This is a genomic window from Pseudomonas sp. StFLB209, from assembly GCF_000829415.1.
In the GTDB taxonomy this organism is placed as follows: Bacteria; Pseudomonadota; Gammaproteobacteria; order Pseudomonadales; family Pseudomonadaceae; genus Aquipseudomonas.
Genome location: NZ_AP014637.1, coordinates 5,565,667 through 5,584,850 on the forward strand (window position 1 = coordinate 5,565,667; position 19,184 = coordinate 5,584,850).

The window sequence follows — 19,184 nt, forward strand, 5'->3', positions numbered from 1 at the left end:
CCTTAGTAGACAGTATTGATACAAGGACACCACCATGACCCAAGCTGTTTTCCCCGGCCGCCTGCTGGCCTCTGTCGCGCTGACTCTGGCGCTGACCGGGTGCTCGCCATCCGGCGACCAAGCCGCCAACAAGACCCTGAACATCGCCTTCTGGGGCGACAACACCACCCTGGTCAGCGTCGATCCCTTCCAGGTCTATTGGCTGGAGCACCGGGTGCTGCTGCGCAACGTCGCTGAATCGCTCACTGACCAGGACCCGGACACCGGCAAAATCATCCCCTGGCTGGCGAAAAGCTGGGAGGTCAGCGCCGACGCCCTGACCTACACCTTCAAGCTGCGTGACGACGTGACCTTCAGTAACGGCGAGCGCTTCGATGCCCATGCGGTGAAGACTGCTTTCGACAGCAACAAGGCATTCGCCACCGAGCTGCCGGCGACCTTCGGCGCCACCTATCTGGCCGGTTATGACCATGCTGAAGTGGTCGACGACTTCACCCTCAAGCTGGTGCTGTCCAAGCCCAACGCCGGCTTCCTGCAAGCCACCTCCACCACCAACCTGGCGATCCTCGCCCCGGCCTCGTACAAGCTGACTGCCAAAGAGCGCTCGCTGGGCAAGATCATCGGCACCGGCCCGTTCACCCTGGAACACTACACCCCGGAAAGCGGCGCAAAGCTGGTCAAGCGCAAGGGCTACCACTGGGCCTCGGCCAACGTGAAAAATCAGGGTGAAGCACACCTCGACACCGTCGAGATCAGCTACATCCCGGAAGAAAGCGTACGCAACGGGCTGTTTTTACAAGGCAAGGCCGACATCCTCTGGCCGCGCAACCCGTTCTCGGAAGTCGACCTGAAGCTGTTCCAGTCCAAGGGCGCGACCATCCAGAGCCGTTCACTGCCCGGCCCGGCACTCAACCTGTTCCCCAACACCCGTGGCGAGCGCCTGCTCAGCGACAAGCAAGTGCGCCTGGCCCTGCAAAAAGCCATCGACCGCAAGACCTACGCCAGCGCCGTATACAACGCCGAGTTCCCGGTGGTGACCGGGATCTTCGACGTCACCACCCCGTACTTCAAGAGCCAGGCCGCCAAGCTGGCCTACGACCCGGCCGGCGCCGAGCAGTTGCTCGACAGCGCCGGCTGGGCCAAAGGCACCGACGGTTATCGCTACAAGGACGGCAAACGCCTGAGCCTGAGCTACAACATCAGCCCGGCAGAAACCGCCGGCGACGTACTGATTCAAGACCAACTGCGCAAAGTCGGCGTGGACCTGAAACTCAGTGTCGTAACCCGTGCCGAGTGGGTTGCCAACAACGCCTCGGGCAACTACGACCTGAGCATCAACTACATGACCCGCGCCGACCCGATCATCCTGCAGACGATTCTTGACCCCCGCGCCGCCAACAGTGCGGCACTGGCCACCAACATCTACGAGCCGCAAACCCTGGAAAAAGCCAAGGCCCTGTTCGACGCCGGCATCACTGCCACCCAGAGCGAGCAACGCGCCGCCGCCTATGGCGAACTGCAAGACCTGCTGGTCGACGAAGGCTCGGCGTTCCCGGTGTACGAGCGGGTCTGGCAGGCCGCCACCGCCGCCAAAGTGAAGAATTTCCGCTGGACCGCTGAGGGCTTCGCCCTGCTCAGCGACATCGAACTGGCAGGCAACCAAGAGGCGAAAAAATGAACCGCTACCTGATCGGCCGCGTGGGCCAGGCCCTGCTGGTGTTGTGGGGGGCTTACACCATCACCTACTTCATCCTCTACATGCTGCCCGGCGACACCTTGTCGATCATGCTCAGCGCCTCGGGCCTGGAGGCCGATGCGCTGAGCCCCGAAGACCTTGCCAAAGCCCGGGCCTATTACGGCCTGGACAAAGGCATCTTCGAGCAATATTTCGACCTGCTGTGGCGGGCCATTCAAGGTGACTTCGGCCAGTCACTGTCGCTGAACCGCCCGGTCAACGAACTGCTCGCCGAGCGCCTGCCGCAAACCCTCGCCCTCGCGGGCCTGGCCATCGTGCTGTCGCTGATCGGCGGCATCGGCCTGGCTTACCTGGCGTCCTATATTCGCTGGCAACCGCTGAAAGTCGCCCTGGCACGCCTGCCGTCGCTGGGCTTTTCGGTGCCAGTGTTCTGGATGGGCCTGCTGCTAATCCAGGTCTTTGCGTTCAGCCTGGGCTGGTTTCCGGCCACTGGCAGCAAGGGCTTTGAAAGCCTGATCCTGCCGGCCGTCACCCTGGCGATTCCCAGTGCAGCGGTGTACGCCCAGGTGCTGCAACGCGGCTTTCAAGGCGTGTGGCAGGAACCCTACATCGCCACCGCCTACGCCAAAGGCTTGAGCCGTGGCCAGGTGCAACTGCGCCACGGCTTCAAGAACGCCGCGCTGCCGATCCTCACCCTGATCGGCCTGCAGGTCGGCAACACCGTGTCTGGCGCGGTACTGGTCGAAACCATCTTTACCCGCAACGGCGTTGGCCGCCTGGCCCAGGAAGCGGTGCTACGCCAGGACATTCCGGTGGTACTGGGGATCGTCGCCGCCTCGGCAGCGGCTTTTGTGCTGATCAACCTGCTGGTCGACCTGCTCTACCCCTACCTTGACCCACGCATCACTCACCAACCGAAGGTGTCCTGACCATGAGCACCGATAGCCGCCTATTACGCGATAACTCGATCACCACTGCCGCGCCGCTCTGGCGCCGCCGCAGCCGCCTGCAACGCCTGGGCACGGCGCTGTTGCCGTTGCTGCGCAAACCCGGCTTCAGCCTGGCGCTGCTGATCGTCGGCTTCGCCCTGCTCGCCGCGCTGGCGCCGCACCTGCTGACCAGCTTCGACCCCTACGCCACCGCCCCCAGCGTCAAGCTCACCGCGCCAAACCTGACCCACTGGTTCGGCACCGACGAGCTGGGCCGCGACCTGTATACGCGGCTGGTGTATGGCTCCAGCCTGTCGATCCAGGCTGCACTGCTAGCGGTGGGCATTGCCCTGGTCGGCGGCTTGGGGCTGGGCGTGCTGGCGGGTTTTGCCGGCGGCCGGATCGACGCGCTGATCATGCGCTTTGTCGATGTGCTGCTGGCCCTGCCCGGCCTGCTGCTGGCGCTGGCCATCGTCACCGCGATCGGCTTTGGCACCGTACCGGTGGCGATTGCCGTGGGGGTCGGGATCATCCCAGGCTTCGCCCGCACCACACGCGCTGAAGTCCTAAGGGTCAAGACCCTGCCTTACGTTGAAGCCGCACGCCTGGGCGGCGCCAGTTGGGGACGGACCCTGGTGCGGCACATCCTGCCCAACGCCTGGGGCCCGGTGGCGGTGCTCGCCACGCTGGACTTCGGTGCGGCCATTCTCGCCACTGCCGGCTTGAGTTTTCTCGGCTTTGGCGCCGCGCCACCGGCTGCCGAGTGGGGCACGCTGATCGCCAACGGCCGACACTTTCTGATCACCGCCCCGTGGGTCTCGCTGCTACCCGGCCTGTTCGTGGTGGCCGTGGTGTTCAGCCTCAACCATATCGCCCGCACCTTCGAGGAGAACCCGCGATGAGCACGCCAACGCCTTTGATCGACGTTCAGCAACTGGCTGTGACCTACGCCTCTGCCGGGCAACTCACCCATGCGGTGCGCAATGTTTCGTTCAGCGTCAGCCAGGGCGAAACCGTGGCCATCGTCGGCGAGTCGGGCTCTGGCAAATCAACAATGGCCAACGCGATTCTCGGCCTGCTGCCAGACAACGCGAAAATCACCGGCGGCCAACTGCGGGTCGACGGCACCGACCTGGCCCACGCCAGCGAACGCCAGAAACGTCAGTTGCGTGGCCGGGTGATCGGCCTGGTGCCGCAAGACCCGATGGTCAGCCTCAACCCGACCCTGCGCATCGGCCAGCAGATCGGCGAAGCGCTGATCCTCGCCCATGGCCGCCGCTACCCGAGCGTCGATGCCGACATCATCGAACTGCTGCAACAGGTCGGCCTCGACAACCCGCAACTGCGCGCCCGCCAGTACCCCCATGAGCTGTCCGGCGGCATGCGTCAGCGCGTGTTGATCGCCATCGCCCTGGCCGGCAACCCGCGGCTGATCATTGCCGATGAGCCGACCAGCGCGCTGGACGTGACCGTGCAGCGCAAAATCCTCGACCACCTGCAACAACTGGTCAGCGAACGCGGCATCTCGTTGCTGATCATCACCCACGATCTGGGCGTGGCCAGCGACCGCGCCGACCGCCTGCTGGTGATGAAACAGGGCGAACTGGTCGAACAGGGCGCGCCGCAAACCATCCTCGCCCAGCCACAACACGACTACACCCGCGCCCTGCTCGCAGCAGCCCCGGCGTTCAGCCAGCGCCGCCCGCTGTCGCAGCGGCCTGTTGCGCCTGACGACAAAGCGCCAATCCTTAGCCTGCGCAATGTCGGCAAAGTCTTCGACCTGCCGAAAATCAAAGGCCAGGACGCGCAGTTCACTGCCTTGCAAGACTTGACCCTCAACGTCTATCCCGGCCAGACCCTGGCCATCGTTGGCGAATCCGGCTCGGGTAAAAGCACCGCGCTGCGGATCGCTCTGGGCCTGGAAAAGCCCAGCAGCGGCCGGGTGCTGTTTGAGCAACAGGACGTCACCGACCTGAACTGGCGCGACTTCCGCCCGCTGCGCAAGCGCATGCAACTGGTCCAGCAAAACCCCTTCGCCGCCCTCGACCCCCGCTTCACCATCTTCGACAGCATCGTCGAACCGCTGGTGTCGTTCGGCCTGCTAAAAGGCGCGGCACTGGAGCAGGCGGCACGCGAGTTGATCAGCCGCGTGCACTTGCCGGTCAGCTACCTCGACCGGTTGCCTCGTGAGTTGTCAGGCGGGCAACGCCAACGGGTGGCCATCGCCCGCGCGCTTGCCTTGCAGCCGGACCTGTTGCTGCTGGACGAGCCGGTCAGTGCGCTGGATGTATCAGTGCAGGCGCAGATCCTCGACCTGCTCGAAGAGCTGCAACGCGAACTGGGCATCGCCTACGTGCTGGTGTCCCACGACCTGGCGGTGGTCGCCAATGTCGCGCACCAGGTGCTGGTGCTCAAGCAAGGGCAAGTGGTCGAGTACGGCAGCGTGGACACGGTGTTTGGCGAGCCGCAGGCGCAGTACACGCGGGAATTGATTGGCGCGATACCGGGGCGCAAGGCCGAGCGGGCGGCGGCTTGACGGGGCTGGCGCGATGTCCCTCCCCGACCGAGGCGCTGGCTATCGCGCAGCACATCCTTGACAGCCGCTACCCCGAAGCCGCCTATGCGTTCGTCGCTGGCTCCATCATGCGCGGCCAAGGCACCTATCTGTCCGACATTGATCTGGTGGTTATCTATCCGCGCCTGGCAGCCGGTCGCCGCGAATCATTCATCGACCGAGGCGTGCCGGTCGAAGCGTTCGTCCACGACCCTGGCACCCTGGCCTGGTTCATCGATGCAGACGTCAAACGCGGTCGACCGTCGCTGTTGAACATGATCAAGGAAGGCCTGCTGATCGGCCCGGCTCAAGAGGCCGCCGAGCCGCTGCGCAGTGAAGTGATTCAACGACTGGCCCAAGGACCCGAACCACTTTCGGCAGATGCCCTGAACGTGCTGCGCTACGAAATTACCGACGCGGTAGATGACCTGCGTGGCGAGCGCTCGGCCAGTGAAACATTGGCGATTGGCGCAATGCTGTATCCGAAGCTGGTGGAGCTGGCACTGCGCGGGCGTGGCCGCTGGTACGGAACAGGAAAATGGGCGCCACGGTTACTGGCTGAGGCGGATGAGCAATTAGCGCAACGTTTCGATGAAGCATTTCACAGGTTATTTGCCGAAGCAGATGCTCAGACCGTGATTGAACTGACCGAAGGTGAGCTGGCGCCGCATGGCGGCTTGCTGTTTGAGGGGGATCGTCGAGTGGCGCCGGGGCAATGGAGGGTTTGAATTCATTGAGCCACCCTCACATTGCCTCGCCTACCACGCCTAGCCTGGCTGCGCCGCCAGGCTGTTACTGACGCCCCGGCCCAACACCAGCACCGTCACAAACCCGCAGCCCACCAGCGCCGTGGCCAGGCTCAACAGCACCGAGGTGCCCAGCTGGTCGACGATCTGCCCGCCGAAGAACGAACCCAGCGCAATGATCACCTGGAACATGGCCACGAACAGCGGCATGCCGCGTTCGACATCCTTGGGTGCGACGATAAACATCCAGATGCTGGAACAGGCCGGAAAGGCACCGAACGCAAAGCCCCAGAGGGCGATGAGCATCACTGCGCCGGTCATACCGGTGGCAAAGTACGGGAACAACGCGGTGCTGATGCCGATCATCAACGCGACCAGCATCAGGGTATGGCGCACACTGCGGTTGGCGGCAAAGCCTGCAAAGATGTTGCCTGCGACCCCGGCGATGCCATAGAGCAGCAGCAATGAGCCAATGGTCGGCCCGTCGAAGCCGGAGCTTTGTTTGAAGAAAGGCGCGACATAGGTGTACGCCGCAAAGTGCGCCAGGCCAATCAGCAATACTGCAATCAAGCCCACCCGCGCCTGCGGGTTGATGAACAGCGCCGGCAGGTCACTGACCCGGATCGCCTTGTCTGGCGCCAGCCGTGGCAGCAGGAAGATCTGCGCCAACAGCACCGGCACGCCCACCAGCGCGGTCACCAGAAAAGTCATGCGCCAGCCCATCAGGCCGCTCAGCCAGGTGCCAACGGGTACGCCCAACACAGTAGCGAGGGTCACACCGACCATGATGATCGAGGTCGCTTGCGCCACCCCGACCCCTTTAGGTGCCAGGCGGCCACTGAGGGCAATGGCCGTCGCCCAGAAGCCGCCGATACTGATCCCCAGCAGCACGCGGCCGAACAGCAGCAGGTTGAAGTCGGCGGCGTAGGCCACCACCGCGTTGGCGATGATCATCAGCAGCGTCAGGCTGATCAGCAAATAGCGCCGATCCAGCGCACCAATGCCCACCGACAGCAACGGCGCCGCGAGCGCGGCCATGATGCCGGGCAAGGTCACCATCAGCCCGGCGTGGCCGGCGCTGATACCGAGGTCGCTGGCGACATCGTTGAGCACGCCGACCGGGAGAAACTCGCTGGTCACCAGCGCGAAGGCGCCGACGGCGACCGAGAGAATCGCCAGCCACTGCTGGACGACGCTCTGTTGATTGTGTTCGGGAATGTTATGAGGGGCCTGACTGGCACTTGGCATGGGGCTGGGTTCCATGGGTAAAGTCGCCTGAAGCAGGCGTAGAAAGCGGAGGGAAATGGCAGGCGATTATAGGAGCCGACTGTGAAAGGCAGACAGGCGAGCGTTTCGATAGTAATCATCAGCGGGATCGATGAACGTTCGCCCACTGCCTTGAAGCCGAGCGGCAGATATACAACCGGCCACAGTACATTCAGCCCAGAGCGACGCCACAAGCTGATTGCGCAGTTGCGCCAACAGATCCCGGTGCTTTGGCTTGGCGAGCCGGTTTTTAACACTGCGTGGGCAATCGCAGCTCATAAGTCTGGTGACATGAAAAAACTCACATTTATCTCTCAATTCCGGTTTGACAACAATCAATCCGTGTACCACCCTGTCTTTGCCGAGTAATGGCACATGCACATCATTCGACTGACTGGATAAAACCGTGCAGTGCAGACACCTTCTCGGCAGCTGTCGAAAGTGGCAGACTTTATAAAGTCTGATTACCACGCTATCAACTCATTGAAAATTTCAGGGATACGAAATGGCATATGCACAATGGGGTACATTTGTAATTCAAGCCTTAAACTACAGCGTCACGATTAAAAATGTCGCCCATTCATGGGGTAAGTTCTACGACTCGAAACAGATCGGTGTCGCAGGCGGCAACAAGGATAACGAATACGAACCGAGCGCCATCGAAGGGAAGGTCATCGAAAAAGGCCAGGCATTCGCCATCAACGCCTGCGGACGATCAGATGCTTCCTCCGGAACAGAAGGTTCCTTCGAACTCTACGATGGTGACACCTACGTCGGCACCTACACCTGGGATTGCCCGTGGGGCAGCAAAACAAACACATCGACCTGGACTCCGGCAGGCTCCCAGCCGCCGGCCAACAGTTACATTACCCAACAAAGCGGAGCGAATCTGGATAGCGGCGCACTTGGCACCGTGACAATTCAGACAGCAAAAATTTCCGCGTTTTAAATAACGTCTCTTTCGTTAAATTGTAGACGTTGAGATAAGCGTGCCGCCATCGATGTGTTCGGTGGCGACACTGAATGATCATAAGGTATTTAACTTGCGTGATTGTTCACTTGGTTATCTGTGTGAGCAAGGATGATTGCAGCCTTATGGGATGCCGCTCTTTCAACGGACTTATCCTGCTTAGTGTAAAAATTCTTTGTAGGGCAATACTCATTGCCCACCCTCTTGTACTCCAAGCCACCAGCATTCGACCCAATATCAAGTTTATATTGCTGTTGTTCTACCATGCGCACGAACTGCTCGTGGCGAATGCGGCCTCGCGAGTTTCAGCATTTAAACAACATCTCAAAACACTTCGACGGTGATTGTGCGGAAAAACCGAACACCTGACAGAGAGTCGGTGCTCGCCCCCGTGAAGGTCAAAGTGAATCAGCGGCGCCGCTCCCGGTGATGACAGCTCGCAGATTCCCGGCCGCAACGTGTGGCTGGCGGGAAGCTTTGAGCGATTTTGATCCAGCACTGCTGGCGCCGATTGCCGACCAGGCCAATGCCGAGCGTTTCGTTGCCGGTCAGCGTTGAAAAGAGATCACCAGCGACAACGGCCCCTGCTGCGGATGGCAGGGGCTGCTTTCGAAGATTAAGACACTCATGCCGGCGAAGGCTGAGCCGGTGTCGGCGCATGCACCTGCAAGAACTCATCCGCCGCAATCGGCCGCCCGAACAGATAGCCTTGGAAAACCTCGCAACCCAGTGTTCTCAAGCATTCACTTTGCGGTCGGGTTTCGACCCCTTCAGCAATGGTCGATGCGCCAAGAATCCCCGCAATTTCGATAATTTTTCTCACCAATTCTCGCTTGCTTGGGTCCTTCTCAATGTCATGGACAAATAACTGATCAATTTTCAACTCATCCAGTGGCAGCGCTTGCAGCAATGACAGTGAAGAAAAGCCCGTGCCGAAATCGTCCAGCGACCAGCTAATGCCATCGTCGCGCAGCGCGTTCATTTTTGCAGCGATCAACCCAAGGTCGCCGGTAAACACCGACTCGGTAATTTCCAGGCACAGCCGGTTGGCTGGGACACCGACCTTGTGCAACACAGCCCTCACATCTGCAACGAACGATTTGGACGTCAGTTGCAAGGGGCTGACATTGACCGACAGCGTCCACTGATCGACACCCGGCAGCCTGGACCAGGCTTTCAAGTGCCAACAGGCCTGCTCCAGAACCATCAACCCCATTTCATGAATAAGGCCGGTTTCTTCTGCCAGGCGGATAAAGGTAGCGGGCGACTGGATGCCGTGGCCGGGCCGGTCCCAGCGCAACAGCACTTCCGCGCCGATCACGCGCCCATCGGATGACACCTGGGGTTGCAAGTAAGCACACAGCTCGCGCTGCGCAACCGCTCGGGCCAGCGCCGTGTATTGGTCGACCTTCGCGCCAAGGTCTTCGCGAAAGATCGCCAGTACACCAATCGTTAGCACCATGGCTGTGAGAGTGTTCAGGTCATGGCCCAGTTGACGGATAGTGGCGGGTAACAGCTCAAGGTCCTGGCCAAAGCTCACCTCACTGAGTTCCAGAACAGCGAGCGCGCTAAAGCAGGCACCCGGAAACAGCCAGCGCAGGTAAAAGCGCTCACTGCGAAACAGGAAGAACGTTGCAATGCCGATCGGCATGAAGAACAGGTGCGTAGACCTGCCGACCGCAGCCGTTGGCGCATCGGCAAGGCTGGCGAACAGGGTCAGGACCAGCAGCACATGAACAACGATGCCTAGCGACACGTGCTCGGGCGTCTTCGCCAGATACAGACACGCCAACCCTAGCGCCATTAGAGCAAACAAGACCACGGCCAACACGCCCATGCCCTGGGTTGAGTAATAGCTCCCCCACGCCAGGCCATGCAGCACGCAAGCACCACCACCAAAGCGCAAAAGCCTCTGGATACGCGGCCATTGAGCGGTATCTGGAAACTTTGGCTTCGCCAGCTCGCTGTTTGACTTCAAGCGAATATCTTTCAAACCGGTTCCTTTTCAACTGTAATGCAATCGACGCAACACATCTTCAGCCAGGAATGGTAGTGGTAATTAGTGTCCGGAAGTAGAGCGATGCAGCGGGTCGAACGGCTCGGCCTTGCTTTTTCTCCATGTTGGCGACACTTGCAGGGTCATTTTAGATTCCTCCGTTTTGGACGGGTCTTCCGGGTGAGTAGTGATGAGCGTAGCAGCGGATATGGCCAAGGCTTTGATGAGCTGCTCTTCAAAGCAGATCAGGGGCGGCCCATAGTCAGGCCGAGAAATTGACAAGAGCGGATGTGAGACAGCCTTTGCGCACTGTCTTTGGCACATTCGGGCGGCTAGCCCCTGCCGTGTGGTTCATAGAGGGTGGGTAGCCTGGTAAGCGAATCGAGCGGGTGCAAGCAGTCGGGGTTCTGTCGAAAATTTTACTCAAGCAAAAAGAAGGCGTCTTGCAATCAAGCTGAAGGCTCGACTGAAGCCGCCCGGCAGATCACCATTTTTTTACTGAACCAGCCATTGACGTTCGGTACCAAGCCGCTGGCTATACTCAGTCAGCTTGAGCAAGGGCTTGAAGACCAATGGGGTGGATCAAATGAGCAATCATGCAGCAACGCGAGGAAGAAAAGCCCTGGCAGCCTTGCTGAGTACGGCTGCAGCTCTGACTGGATGCAATTATGGACATCGACCCTATCAGCAGGGGCCATTGCAACCCGTACAGGACTTATCATTAGTCGACGTTGAGATTGACGACTTTGGCAATTTCTGGGACCGCACAAAGGCGCAAGCCATCCTAACTGCAATCGATGACAGCGCAGCAAGCTCCAATGTCGTCGTGCTGCTGTTTGTTCATGGCTGGCACCATAACGCAGCCGAAGACGATACCAATCGCAGCGATTTTCACGTCACAGTCAAAGCAGTGAATAACAAGCTCAAGGAAACGATTTATCAGGATGCCAGAGAAACGTTAGACATCAGTGGTGATGTGAAGGTCGTGGGCGTCTACCTTTCCTGGCGAGGCAGGTCGCTTCCAGGTCTTCTGGACTACTTAACCTTCTGGGGACGTAAAGCTGCTGCGCAGCGAGTGGGAGAAGGTGCGGCGCGGGAGTTCATCTTTCGCCTCAACGAGATATACAAAAAACGTAACCACGGCGATCAGAAACATTTCATGGGTTTGGTCAGTATTGGTCACAGTTTTGGCGGGCAAGTGCTTTATAAATCCGTTGCAGCAACGCTGGAGAATAATTTCCTGCTGCATGAGGGCCAGCCGGCACAAATGCCAGTGGCCGCCGTGGGCGATGTCGCCGTGCTGATCAATCCAGCATTTGAAGCCGCGCAGTTCGATAGACTACAAGCCCTGCAATCGAGATATACCTATGGCCCGGCACAGACACCTGTACTTCTGGTGTTTTCCGGAGAGGGGGATCGGGCAAGGCAGAAGTTCTTCCCGCTAGGTCGGCGCGTTAGTGCCTTGCTGCGGCCGACATTCTCAAACGACGAAAAACAAGCCCAGTGGATAACGGCATTGGAAGAGTACGAACCACAACGAACCCATTCGCTGGAGCTGCGGCCGGGTACCGCGTCTTACGAGTTCTCGCAGAATTATTGTCAGCAGGCATTGGGTTTTGACCTGACCAACCCCGGTGTTCCGTTTGCCGGCGCAACGCTGACTGCGTTACCTGGCCGGAGCCAACCGTTCAGCCCTGTCGTGGTCGCTTACAGTAAAAATGAATTGATAGAAGCGCACAGCGGGATATTCAAAGAAGGCTTTCGCAGGTTCATGATCGACTACGTTGCGTTGCTTGAAGGAAAGCGGCTATGCCTCAAGGCTCAACTTTCAGCACCGTCAATTGCGGGAGCACGCAGCCCGACCTGAAACTCTGCATCCGCTCGGCCATAGTCGTAGCTCTTGTAGCGCTTGCCCTTTCGCCGTTGCCTTACCGGCGCAAACCCAATCCGATGGTCAAGTGGTTAAGGACATGGTTACCCGCTCGGAAGCTGCCGCTGAAATCAGCGGCAGGGTGAGATCATTACCTTGCGGCTGAGATGCTGCCCCCGTCGCGCACCTGCATCAGTGCAAAACCCAGCAGGTTCAAGCCTTTCCATAGGTTTGGATTGTTCGCATCCGCGTTGTCCTGTGCAAGCCCTATACCCCAGATGTTATCAACCGGGCTGGCTTCGACAATAACGCGCGAACCCGTTTGCAGAAGATATTCCATTAACTGCGAATTCTGAGAAAACTTGGCCTGGTTTGCTCGAACGACGATGTCGTATCGGTGTTGCAGCCAAACCTCATTATCAAACCCGCGCACCTTACGGCCAAGTGCTTTGGCGGCATTGGGAGTAGGCGCGTTCAGCACCTGCTCGCGAATATCCTGATCGTCGAACAGGGCCGCTTTCTCGGCCATCATGAAGTGCTCGGCCGTCGGATAATATTGGTCTTCTACAGTAAACCCGGCCTCGAACCATTGGCTGAAGCACGAAGCCGTGACGGCAGTTTTGCTGCGCTGGTGCCCCCAGAAAAACAAAAAGCTCAGGGGCTCTCCCGAGTTGAAACGGACGCACAGTTCTTTCAGATGTTCAGAGTCGTTCAATGAGATAACCTCGCCAACTGAAGATCGAAGCTACACTTTTTTCGCCACCGCGTCGCGCTCACTTGTTTTGGACGGGAAACGAGCCTGAATCATAGGCATGACATTCGTTGGCTGGCTGGCGATATGCGCTCGATCTTCGAGGCCCTCTACAACGCCTGAAGCAGCCGCCGCGATCAAGACCGTCGACAATGAAATAGCTGACGCTCGTGACCTGAGCCCCCACTACCGCTCAAGTTGAGACAAACTTAATGCAAGCTCGTCTTTGCGAAATGGCTTGGTCAGTCGCGGAAGGCCGGGATCGAGCCCCTCTCTTTCGGCATAACCCGAAACAAGCAGGATCGGCACTCCAGGCCTGATGTCGCGGATCAAACCGGCCAACACGGTGCCGCTAATACCGGGCATGAGGTGATCGGTTACGAGCAGATCCAGTGGCTGCCCAGTTGAAACCAATTCCATCGCTTCCTCGCCAGACGCGGCCTCAATTACGCGGTAGCCAAGCTCGGCCAGCATGTACGAAGTGCTTGCACGCACCACGTCTTCGTCATCTACCAACAGCGCGATCCCGCGTGTCGATCGTGGCTCCGAAGTTTCGATGATACGCACCGTTGTTGTCGGCACTGTCATGCTGCGTGGAAGCCACAACTCTACGTTCGTCCCAAGGCCTGGCGAGCTGCGCAGAGTCAGCGCACCGTTCAACTGTAATGCCAGTCCGTGCACCATTGAAAGCCCTAGGCCAGTCCCTTTGCCGACACCTTTGGTTGAAAAGAACGGTTCAACCGCCCGGGCGAGTGTTGCTGCGTCCATGCCGATGCCGGTGTCCGCCACGGACAGACACAAGTACTCGCCTGTCGCCAGTCTGGAACGATGCCCCGGCTCGACCCATTCGGTGCTGGCCGAGATACGCATCGTTCCGCCCTCCAACATTGCGTCGCGCGCATTGACGGAAAGATTGAGGAGTGCCATTTCCAGCTGGTTCAGATCTGCAATCGCTGCCGGGAGATTCTCCGGTGAATCCACGACGACTTTGATTTGAGGGCCAGTGGTACTGGACACAAGATCGCCCATATCGCGCACCAACTTCGCCACGTCGACTGGAACCGGTTGCAAGGGTTGACGGCGGGCGAATGCAAGCAACCTTTGCACTAGCGTCTTGGCGCGCTCGGCTGATTGCATCGCCCCAGCGATGAGCCGTTTCTCACGCTCGCCCCCTTCACCTCGTCGTTGGAGCAAGTCGAGCGTACCGACAATCGGCGTAAGCAGGTTGTTGAAGTCATGGGCGACACCGCCAGTAAGCTGCCCCATCGCCTCCATCTTCTGACTCTGCCGCAGCGCCTTCTGAGCTTCTTCGCGCTCGGCGATGGCCTGAGAGACCCGCCCTTCAAGGGTGGCATTGAGCTCGCGCAGTTCTTCCTCGGCAGCCTTGCGGTCGGTGATCTCGATAGCCGTGCCGGTCACGCGCAGACAGCGCCCGGTTGCATCGAACACGCCCCGACCTTTTGCCGCTACCCAGCGAACAATGCCGTCCTCCCGACCAACCGTACGGTAGTCAACGTCGTAAAGCGCGCGATGCTCAGGATCGATAGCGGCGGTAAAAGCTTCAATCGTCGCGTCACGATCCTCGGGGTGCAAGCCATCATAGAAGTCCTGCAGCGTGACGGGGACGTCAGCCGATATGCCGAACATCGCTTTGGTCTGCGAAGGCCAGACCAGCGTGTTCTGCACGAAATCCACGTCCCAGAACCCCACGTCGGCGTGGTCAACCGCGAGTCGCAGCCTGGCCTCACTGCGGCGAATCTCGGCATCCGCACGAGCACGATGCACGACGAGTGCGACTGTCTGTGCGACGAAGTCGATGATTTCAGTGTCGCCGGGCGTTGGCTCACGCATCTCGGGGTGGTGCATGACGAAAGCACCGAGTAGTGCGCCCTGCGCGGAGCGGATCGGAATTGACCAGCAGACTTGCAGACCTTGTTTCATGGCCAACGCGCGAAGCTCGACCCAGAGCGGCCCACTCGATATTTCGGGAAGGTTAGTCAGTGGGTCGAACAATGCGTCGGCAGTGCAGGCGTTCGTGTGTGCTTTGAGGGTAATGTCTTTAACGCTTTCGTTATAAGCGCCAGGAAGGCTAGGCCCTGCCCAGTGTTCCAACTGCTGGCCAGCTTCATCCAGCAGCATGATGCTTCCCAGGAACCGGGCTGAAGACAGCGTTTCCATCTCGCGGACAATGGCATCCAGCGTGATGCTGAGTGCAGTGTCTTCGACAGCCAGCTCCAGAATGCGGGTTTGCGCAGCCCCGATAGCCATCGCGCGGTTACGCGCCTGGGTAAGCCGAGCATTCTCGATGGCAATTGTTGCAAGGCGCGCCAAACTCTCCAGCCGCATAACGGTGTCGCCACCATGGTCGCCGACCGCCGACCAATATGCTCCGAGCGCCGCGACCGGAACAGGCCTGCCTATGGGCACCATGACCAGGCTGCGGACAAACGTCGGCGCATAAGCATCTTGCGGAATGCGCGGATCATCCCAGACGTCACGAATCGCAACAGTCTCACCGTGATGCATAACCCAGCCCGAAATACAGTGGTCGGCCTGAAAGGTCTGACCTTGCCAAAGCGGGGAGTCCGCATCTTCCGCAACATAGGAACAACGCCCTGCGTCTTCAATAACAACCGCGATGCCTTCTGCCCCTACCGCCGCGCGTGCGGTGTCTCGCAGTACGGCTACAACTTCGTCCACTGACCGTGCCGTGCTCAGTCGCTCACTTGCATTGAGCAAGTGGGAGAGACGGCCCTCATTGTTTTGATCCACTGAAACGGTCGACAAGCAGATCTCCCAACGTAGGCCACAGAGACATTTCCGTGGGCGAATCCAAGATGCAGTTGATCCAAGAGGTGCTACAGGGCGAACCTCTGATCGGAGTCCAATTGAGTGTCTCAGAAATGTTACGGTTTGCCATGACTGTCTATCGGAACATCTCAACTTTATGCCATATGCCTGGAGATAAAGCCTCAAGCCTATTCACGGCCCCACGTCTGGATGACTGAAGTAGTGGTTCTTCGCCGTGGCCGAATAAGAGCTACTTGGTGCACGAAAGCATCTATGAAAGTCAGGGCGATCGACTGATGGGCAGATGCGCTAATGGCCACCATGGACAAGATAAACCGTAGATGGGGAATGGCCTCAGGCTACATAGGATTCCAGCGCGCCCAGCGGGATATGGAGCAACTGATCGTCGGCCAGGGCCTCCAGCAGGTAGTCCAAGGTGGCGCGGACGCGCGGGGCAATCAGCGCACGGTGGGGATACTGGATCGCCAGCTCGTAGCCACCTGGATGATGGTAGCGATGCAATAAAATCTTCAGGCGACCCTCTTGCAGGCTGCGCCATGCGAGGTGCACGGCTACTTGAGCGATGCCGATGCCATCGCACGCAGCCTGAACGATTGCTTCCGGTGCGGAGAGCGTGGCCACCGCCGAGTCCGCAGGGTCGAAGTTGACATCCTCCCCCCCTAAAGAGCGGGGATTCCTACAGCTAGACGGCGATGCCCCGCCGCGAGAATGTTCAGGGCCGCGTTTACATCGCGGTCGTGGGCTGTACCGCAGCACACGCAGGTCCATTCTCTTATTCGCAAACCGGCTCTACCTTTCGGACTGCTGGTGGAAATGCTTCCACAGCACGAGCAGGTCTGGGTGGTATAGCGCTCGGCTACAACCTCAAAAACAACGCCTGCCCGTTGGCATTTCTGCTCCAGCATTGTCTTGAGTTGGCCCCATCCTGCATCAAGCGTGGATTTGGCCATTTGAGTCTTTACGAGTTTGGCGCTGGCTACATCGCCAACGAAAATGGCGGCGCAGCGCTCAACCAGGGCGGTTGAGAACTTGTGTTGCGCATCCTTGCGCCGGTTCCTGATCCTGGCATGGAGGGCGCGAACACGTGCCCTCTTGCCAGCACACTGAGCGATGCCCAGCTTCTGCTCCAGGGTGCGATATTGGCGCCCTATCAGCACCTGGCCCTCAGACGTTGTCGCCGCCGCTTTAAGGCCCAGGTCGATGCCAACTGCGGCAGTGCCGCTGCACGGCTTGCTCTGAATCTGCACGCAGATATTGAGATACCAGCGCCCCCTGGAATCTTCACTGAAGCTTCCGGCCCGCAGGGCGTACTGGCTTAAACCGTAGCTGTCCCACAGGCCAAACCTGAACCCGGCGAAATGAACCTGACCATTCTTGTATTGCAAGGCACGAGCCTTGAATGGAATCCAGCCCAGGCTGTACTTGGGGCTGCTCCTGCTGGACACCCGCCAATTGAGCCTGGAACGCTTGAACTGCTTACGGGCCTTGGCGTAGTCCTCGCAAACCTGCTGCACGGTGGGCGAGCCGATCTGCACGCCGTCGCATTTGCTTAATCCATTGGTCAGCTTTTGCAGGTCAAAACCGGAGAGCCACTGGTGGCGTTCCCGGATGGCGCGATGACTCGTTTCATTGCAGTAGTTCCACACCAGATTGACCTCGCGCGCCATCGCAAGCAGCGTTTTCGCGTGCTTGTCTTTGATTCGGAGCTTGAGGGTCCTGGTGTGGTTCATGGCATGAATTATGGTTTGGTCTTTCAAGCTATGGGTGGCGTTGTCGAATCGGGTGGCTTCACTCAGAGGGTATCATCCAGACTGCTGCGTAAGCAGTTGGGGGATTTCCACCCCTGGCTCAAGCGAAGGGGTGTCCTCTGGCCGCCATCCTGCTTCGCTTCTAGCTGCGGCAGTGCGCCGATTGAAATCCTGCGCCAATACATCGAAGAACAGCAGACTCCCAATCAGGACGCCTGCGGCGTCCGCGCGCTCGACCTCGGGCTAAACCCCGAGGCTTCTCGCGCATATGGTGAAAAATAATTCTCAGATGGCAACTATTCCCATTTAATTGCTGGCTCGTTATCCTGCCTCAGCAACAAAATCTCATGTGGCATGTACGAATGTTGCGGTGGCAATGAACTGGAATCGAATAGACCTGCGCTGGGCCTACACAGACTTGCTGTTGAGTCTGGGCCGCCGCACCGGTTGCATCCAGCTGGCTCAGGATGTGTTACACGATGCTTTTATCCGCTATCTGCTGGCTGACCGGCAGACGCGTATCGAGCAGCCCAATGCCTATTTGCGCCAGGTTGCCCAGTCTGTGTTGATTGACCACTTTCGCCATACCGGTCGCTTCTGCTCGCTGGACGAGCCAGAAGGTTTGGCCGTGGCCAATGATTCGCTGGGCGAAAATTTTGCACCCTCACCTGAACATCTGCTGGAGATGCGTCAGCGCCTGGAAGCGTTGCAACGCATCATCGACCATCTGCCGCCGCGTTGCCGCGAGGTGTTTTGGCTGGCGCGTATCGAAGGGCACAAGCAGACGGACATCGCCCGAATGCTGGGGGTCAGTCTGAGCGCGGTAGAGCGCCATCTGATCCGTGCATTACTGGATTTGCGCAATGCCAAAGAGATGCTAATGCCATGAGTTCGGTACGCGAGCAAGCGGCCAGCTGGTTTACCCGGCTGTTGCATGCCCCAAAAGATCATCCTGATCACGAACAATTGCGTTTATGGCTAGCGGCTAACCCGGTGCATGCCCGTGAGTACCAGGCGTTCTGCGAGTTGTGGGGCGACTTTTCGTCTACAGCCAACACCCAGGCACTTGCGCAAGCGATGGACCAGCGACATGGCCGTCGTACGTTTATGCGCCGCGGCATGCTCGGACTGGTGGGGTTGCTAGCCGTTGGACTGGCGTGGCGGTATCGCCAACCACTCGAGTTAGAGGCTCAATATGCCACTGCTATCGGCGAGCGTCGCCGCATTAGCCTACCTGATGGGAGCGAGCTTTATCTGGCAGCGGATACGCGCCTGCATGTGCGGTTTGAACAAAGCCAACGTCAGGTCTTCCTGTTGCAGGGGCAAGCCATATTCGATGTTGCCCACGAGGCGAACCGGGCGTTTCGGGTCGATGGCGGCTTGGCCCAGATAACCGTATTGGGCACGCGGTTTGTGGTGGCGCGCGACACACTCGAACTGCGCGTCAGTGTGGCGCGTGGCTCGGTAAGGGTAGAAAACGATAAAGGCAGCCTGGTGCTGACCTCAGGCGATGTTGCCAGCAGCCACAGCCACACGGCGCCCCGGCGACTTGATGTTGCTGCCAGCAACGCTTTTGCATTCGAACAAGGGCGTCTGGTACTGGAGCAGGCCGGGCTGGAGGAAATCGCTACCAGCCTGTCGCGCTACCGCCGGCAACCCGTGCGGGTGTTGCCGGGAAAAGGCAAACCATCGATTAATGCCGTGGTGCAGTTGGATAACGTAGAGGGCTTTGTTCAGGCCTTGCCGTCCATTGCGCCTATTGAGGTCAGCAGCAGCGGTGGTGTCATTTATTTACGTGGTCTTTAAGCCGTCGAAAATTATTTTTCATCGCGCACGTCAGGGTTTTG

17 protein-coding genes and 1 pseudogene are annotated in these 19,184 nt (G+C 59.2%); 12 read left to right on the forward strand and 6 right to left on the reverse strand.

Annotated elements, in window-relative coordinates; all coding sequences use genetic code 11:
* The first annotated feature begins 34 nt into the window (after positions 1–34).
* The 5 genes from PSCI_RS24785 to PSCI_RS24805 all read left to right on the forward strand — a co-directional run bounded on the left by PSCI_RS24785 (position 35) and on the right by PSCI_RS24805 (position 5,907).
* The gene (locus tag PSCI_RS24785; RefSeq protein WP_045492130.1) at positions 35–1,678 is read left to right on the forward strand and encodes an ABC transporter substrate-binding protein; all 1,644 of its coding nucleotides are present in this window, start codon (positions 35–37) and stop codon (positions 1,676–1,678) included.
* Positions 1,675–2,625 (forward strand): ABC transporter permease, encoded by a 951-nt coding sequence (locus PSCI_RS24790; RefSeq protein WP_045492132.1) that lies wholly within the window; start codon positions 1,675–1,677, stop codon positions 2,623–2,625. The genes PSCI_RS24785 and PSCI_RS24790 overlap by 4 nt, the downstream gene beginning before the upstream one ends.
* A gap of 2 nt (positions 2,626–2,627) precedes the next feature.
* Positions 2,628–3,527, forward strand: a complete 900-nt coding sequence (locus PSCI_RS24795; RefSeq protein ID WP_045492134.1) for an ABC transporter permease — start codon at positions 2,628–2,630, stop codon at positions 3,525–3,527.
* Positions 3,524–5,161 (forward strand): dipeptide ABC transporter ATP-binding protein, encoded by a 1,638-nt coding sequence (locus tag PSCI_RS24800; protein WP_045492136.1) that lies wholly within the window; start codon positions 3,524–3,526, stop codon positions 5,159–5,161. Before PSCI_RS24795 ends, PSCI_RS24800 begins: the two co-directional genes overlap by 4 nt.
* Positions 5,162–5,268: 107 nt before the next feature.
* Positions 5,269–5,907: a hypothetical protein gene (locus tag PSCI_RS24805; protein ID WP_197540960.1), complete on the forward strand. Its 639-nt coding sequence runs from the start codon at positions 5,269–5,271 to the stop codon at positions 5,905–5,907.
* Between the two features lie 39 nt (positions 5,908–5,946).
* Here PSCI_RS24805 and PSCI_RS24810 read toward each other — a convergent pair whose 3' ends face one another.
* Entirely contained in the window at positions 5,947–7,173 is a 1,227-nt protein-coding gene (locus PSCI_RS24810) for an MFS transporter (RefSeq protein WP_045492137.1), read from the reverse strand.
* An 81-nt stretch (positions 7,174–7,254) separates the two neighbouring features.
* On the opposite strand from PSCI_RS24810, the gene PSCI_RS24815 reads away from it, so the two are divergent.
* The 3 genes from PSCI_RS24815 (at position 7,255) to PSCI_RS30020 (ending at position 8,719) form a co-directional block, all read left to right on the forward strand.
* The gene (locus PSCI_RS24815) at positions 7,255–7,560 is read left to right on the forward strand and encodes a hypothetical protein (RefSeq protein ID WP_045492140.1); all 306 of its coding nucleotides are present in this window, start codon (positions 7,255–7,257) and stop codon (positions 7,558–7,560) included.
* A 136-nt stretch (positions 7,561–7,696) separates the two neighbouring features.
* Positions 7,697–8,140: an aegerolysin family protein gene (locus PSCI_RS24820; protein ID WP_045492142.1), complete on the forward strand. Its 444-nt coding sequence runs from the start codon at positions 7,697–7,699 to the stop codon at positions 8,138–8,140.
* A 450-nt stretch (positions 8,141–8,590) separates the two neighbouring features.
* Entirely contained in the window at positions 8,591–8,719 is a 129-nt protein-coding gene (locus PSCI_RS30020; RefSeq protein WP_269451215.1) for a hypothetical protein, read from the forward strand.
* A gap of 67 nt (positions 8,720–8,786) precedes the next feature.
* Here PSCI_RS30020 and PSCI_RS24825 read toward each other — a convergent pair whose 3' ends face one another.
* Entirely contained in the window at positions 8,787–10,154 is a 1,368-nt protein-coding gene (locus tag PSCI_RS24825) for a putative bifunctional diguanylate cyclase/phosphodiesterase (RefSeq protein ID WP_052483513.1), read from the reverse strand.
* Between the two features lie 589 nt (positions 10,155–10,743).
* Here PSCI_RS24825 and PSCI_RS24830 point away from each other — a divergent pair.
* Positions 10,744–12,024 carry a hypothetical protein gene (locus tag PSCI_RS24830; RefSeq protein WP_144403331.1) on the forward strand — a complete coding sequence of 427 codons (1,281 nt, stop codon included), beginning with the start codon at positions 10,744–10,746 and terminating at the stop codon, positions 12,022–12,024.
* A gap of 154 nt (positions 12,025–12,178) precedes the next feature.
* Here PSCI_RS24830 and PSCI_RS24835 read toward each other — a convergent pair whose 3' ends face one another.
* From PSCI_RS24835 to PSCI_RS24850, 4 genes are all read right to left on the reverse strand, one after another.
* Positions 12,179–12,742, reverse strand: coding sequence for an NADAR family protein (locus PSCI_RS24835; protein WP_045492146.1), 564 nt, complete (start codon positions 12,740–12,742; stop codon positions 12,179–12,181).
* 222 nt (positions 12,743–12,964) lie between these two features.
* Positions 12,965–15,304 carry an ATP-binding protein gene (locus PSCI_RS24840; RefSeq protein WP_045494881.1) on the reverse strand — a complete coding sequence of 780 codons (2,340 nt, stop codon included), beginning with the start codon at positions 15,302–15,304 and terminating at the stop codon, positions 12,965–12,967.
* Between the two features lie 618 nt (positions 15,305–15,922).
* A complete protein-coding gene (locus PSCI_RS24845; RefSeq protein ID WP_231906503.1) occupies positions 15,923–16,210 on the reverse strand; it encodes a LysR substrate-binding domain-containing protein in 288 nt (95 codons plus the stop codon).
* A 38-nt stretch (positions 16,211–16,248) separates the two neighbouring features.
* Positions 16,249–17,319: an RNA-guided endonuclease InsQ/TnpB family protein gene (locus PSCI_RS24850; protein ID WP_084710122.1), complete on the reverse strand. Its 1,071-nt coding sequence runs from the start codon at positions 17,317–17,319 to the stop codon at positions 16,249–16,251.
* 34 nt (positions 17,320–17,353) lie between these two features.
* Between PSCI_RS24850 and PSCI_RS29915 the strand changes: the two are divergent.
* From PSCI_RS29915 to PSCI_RS24865, 3 genes and pseudogenes are all read left to right on the forward strand, one after another.
* Positions 17,354–17,544: pseudogene (locus PSCI_RS29915) on the forward strand (transposase); the annotation flags it as partial.
* A 169-nt stretch (positions 17,545–17,713) separates the two neighbouring features.
* The gene (locus PSCI_RS24860; protein WP_045492150.1) at positions 17,714–18,226 is read left to right on the forward strand and encodes a sigma-70 family RNA polymerase sigma factor; all 513 of its coding nucleotides are present in this window, start codon (positions 17,714–17,716) and stop codon (positions 18,224–18,226) included.
* Positions 18,223–19,143 (forward strand): FecR family protein, encoded by a 921-nt coding sequence (locus PSCI_RS24865; protein ID WP_045492152.1) that lies wholly within the window; start codon positions 18,223–18,225, stop codon positions 19,141–19,143. Before PSCI_RS24860 ends, PSCI_RS24865 begins: the two co-directional genes overlap by 4 nt.
* Positions 19,144–19,184: the final 41 nt, after the last annotated feature.

Bases quoted from the DNA above. Each gene is read 5' to 3' on its own strand.
- PSCI_RS24785 (WP_045492130.1), top strand. From the start codon at position 35: ATGACCCAAGCTGTTTTCCCCGGCCGCCTGCTGGCCTCTGTCGCGCTG.
- PSCI_RS24790 (WP_045492132.1), top strand. From the start codon at position 1,675: ATGAACCGCTACCTGATCGGCCGCGTGGGCCAGGCCCTGCTGGTGTTG.
- PSCI_RS24795 (WP_045492134.1), top strand. From the start codon at position 2,628: ATGAGCACCGATAGCCGCCTATTACGCGATAACTCGATCACCACTGCC.
- PSCI_RS24800 (WP_045492136.1), top strand. From the start codon at position 3,524: ATGAGCACGCCAACGCCTTTGATCGACGTTCAGCAACTGGCTGTGACC.
- PSCI_RS24805 (WP_197540960.1), top strand. From the start codon at position 5,269: ATGCGCGGCCAAGGCACCTATCTGTCCGACATTGATCTGGTGGTTATC.
- PSCI_RS24810 (WP_045492137.1), bottom strand. From the start codon at position 7,173: ATGCCAAGTGCCAGTCAGGCCCCTCATAACATTCCCGAACACAATCAA.
- PSCI_RS24820 (WP_045492142.1), top strand. From the start codon at position 7,697: ATGGCATATGCACAATGGGGTACATTTGTAATTCAAGCCTTAAACTAC.
- PSCI_RS30020 (WP_269451215.1), top strand. From the start codon at position 8,591: ATGACAGCTCGCAGATTCCCGGCCGCAACGTGTGGCTGGCGGGAAGCT.
- PSCI_RS24830 (WP_144403331.1), top strand. From the start codon at position 10,744: ATGAGCAATCATGCAGCAACGCGAGGAAGAAAAGCCCTGGCAGCCTTG.
- PSCI_RS24840 (WP_045494881.1), bottom strand. From the start codon at position 15,304: ATGCATCACGGTGAGACTGTTGCGATTCGTGACGTCTGGGATGATCCG.
- PSCI_RS24850 (WP_084710122.1), bottom strand. From the start codon at position 17,319: ATGAACCACACCAGGACCCTCAAGCTCCGAATCAAAGACAAGCACGCG.
- PSCI_RS24860 (WP_045492150.1), top strand. From the start codon at position 17,714: ATGAACTGGAATCGAATAGACCTGCGCTGGGCCTACACAGACTTGCTG.
- PSCI_RS24865 (WP_045492152.1), top strand. From the start codon at position 18,223: ATGAGTTCGGTACGCGAGCAAGCGGCCAGCTGGTTTACCCGGCTGTTG.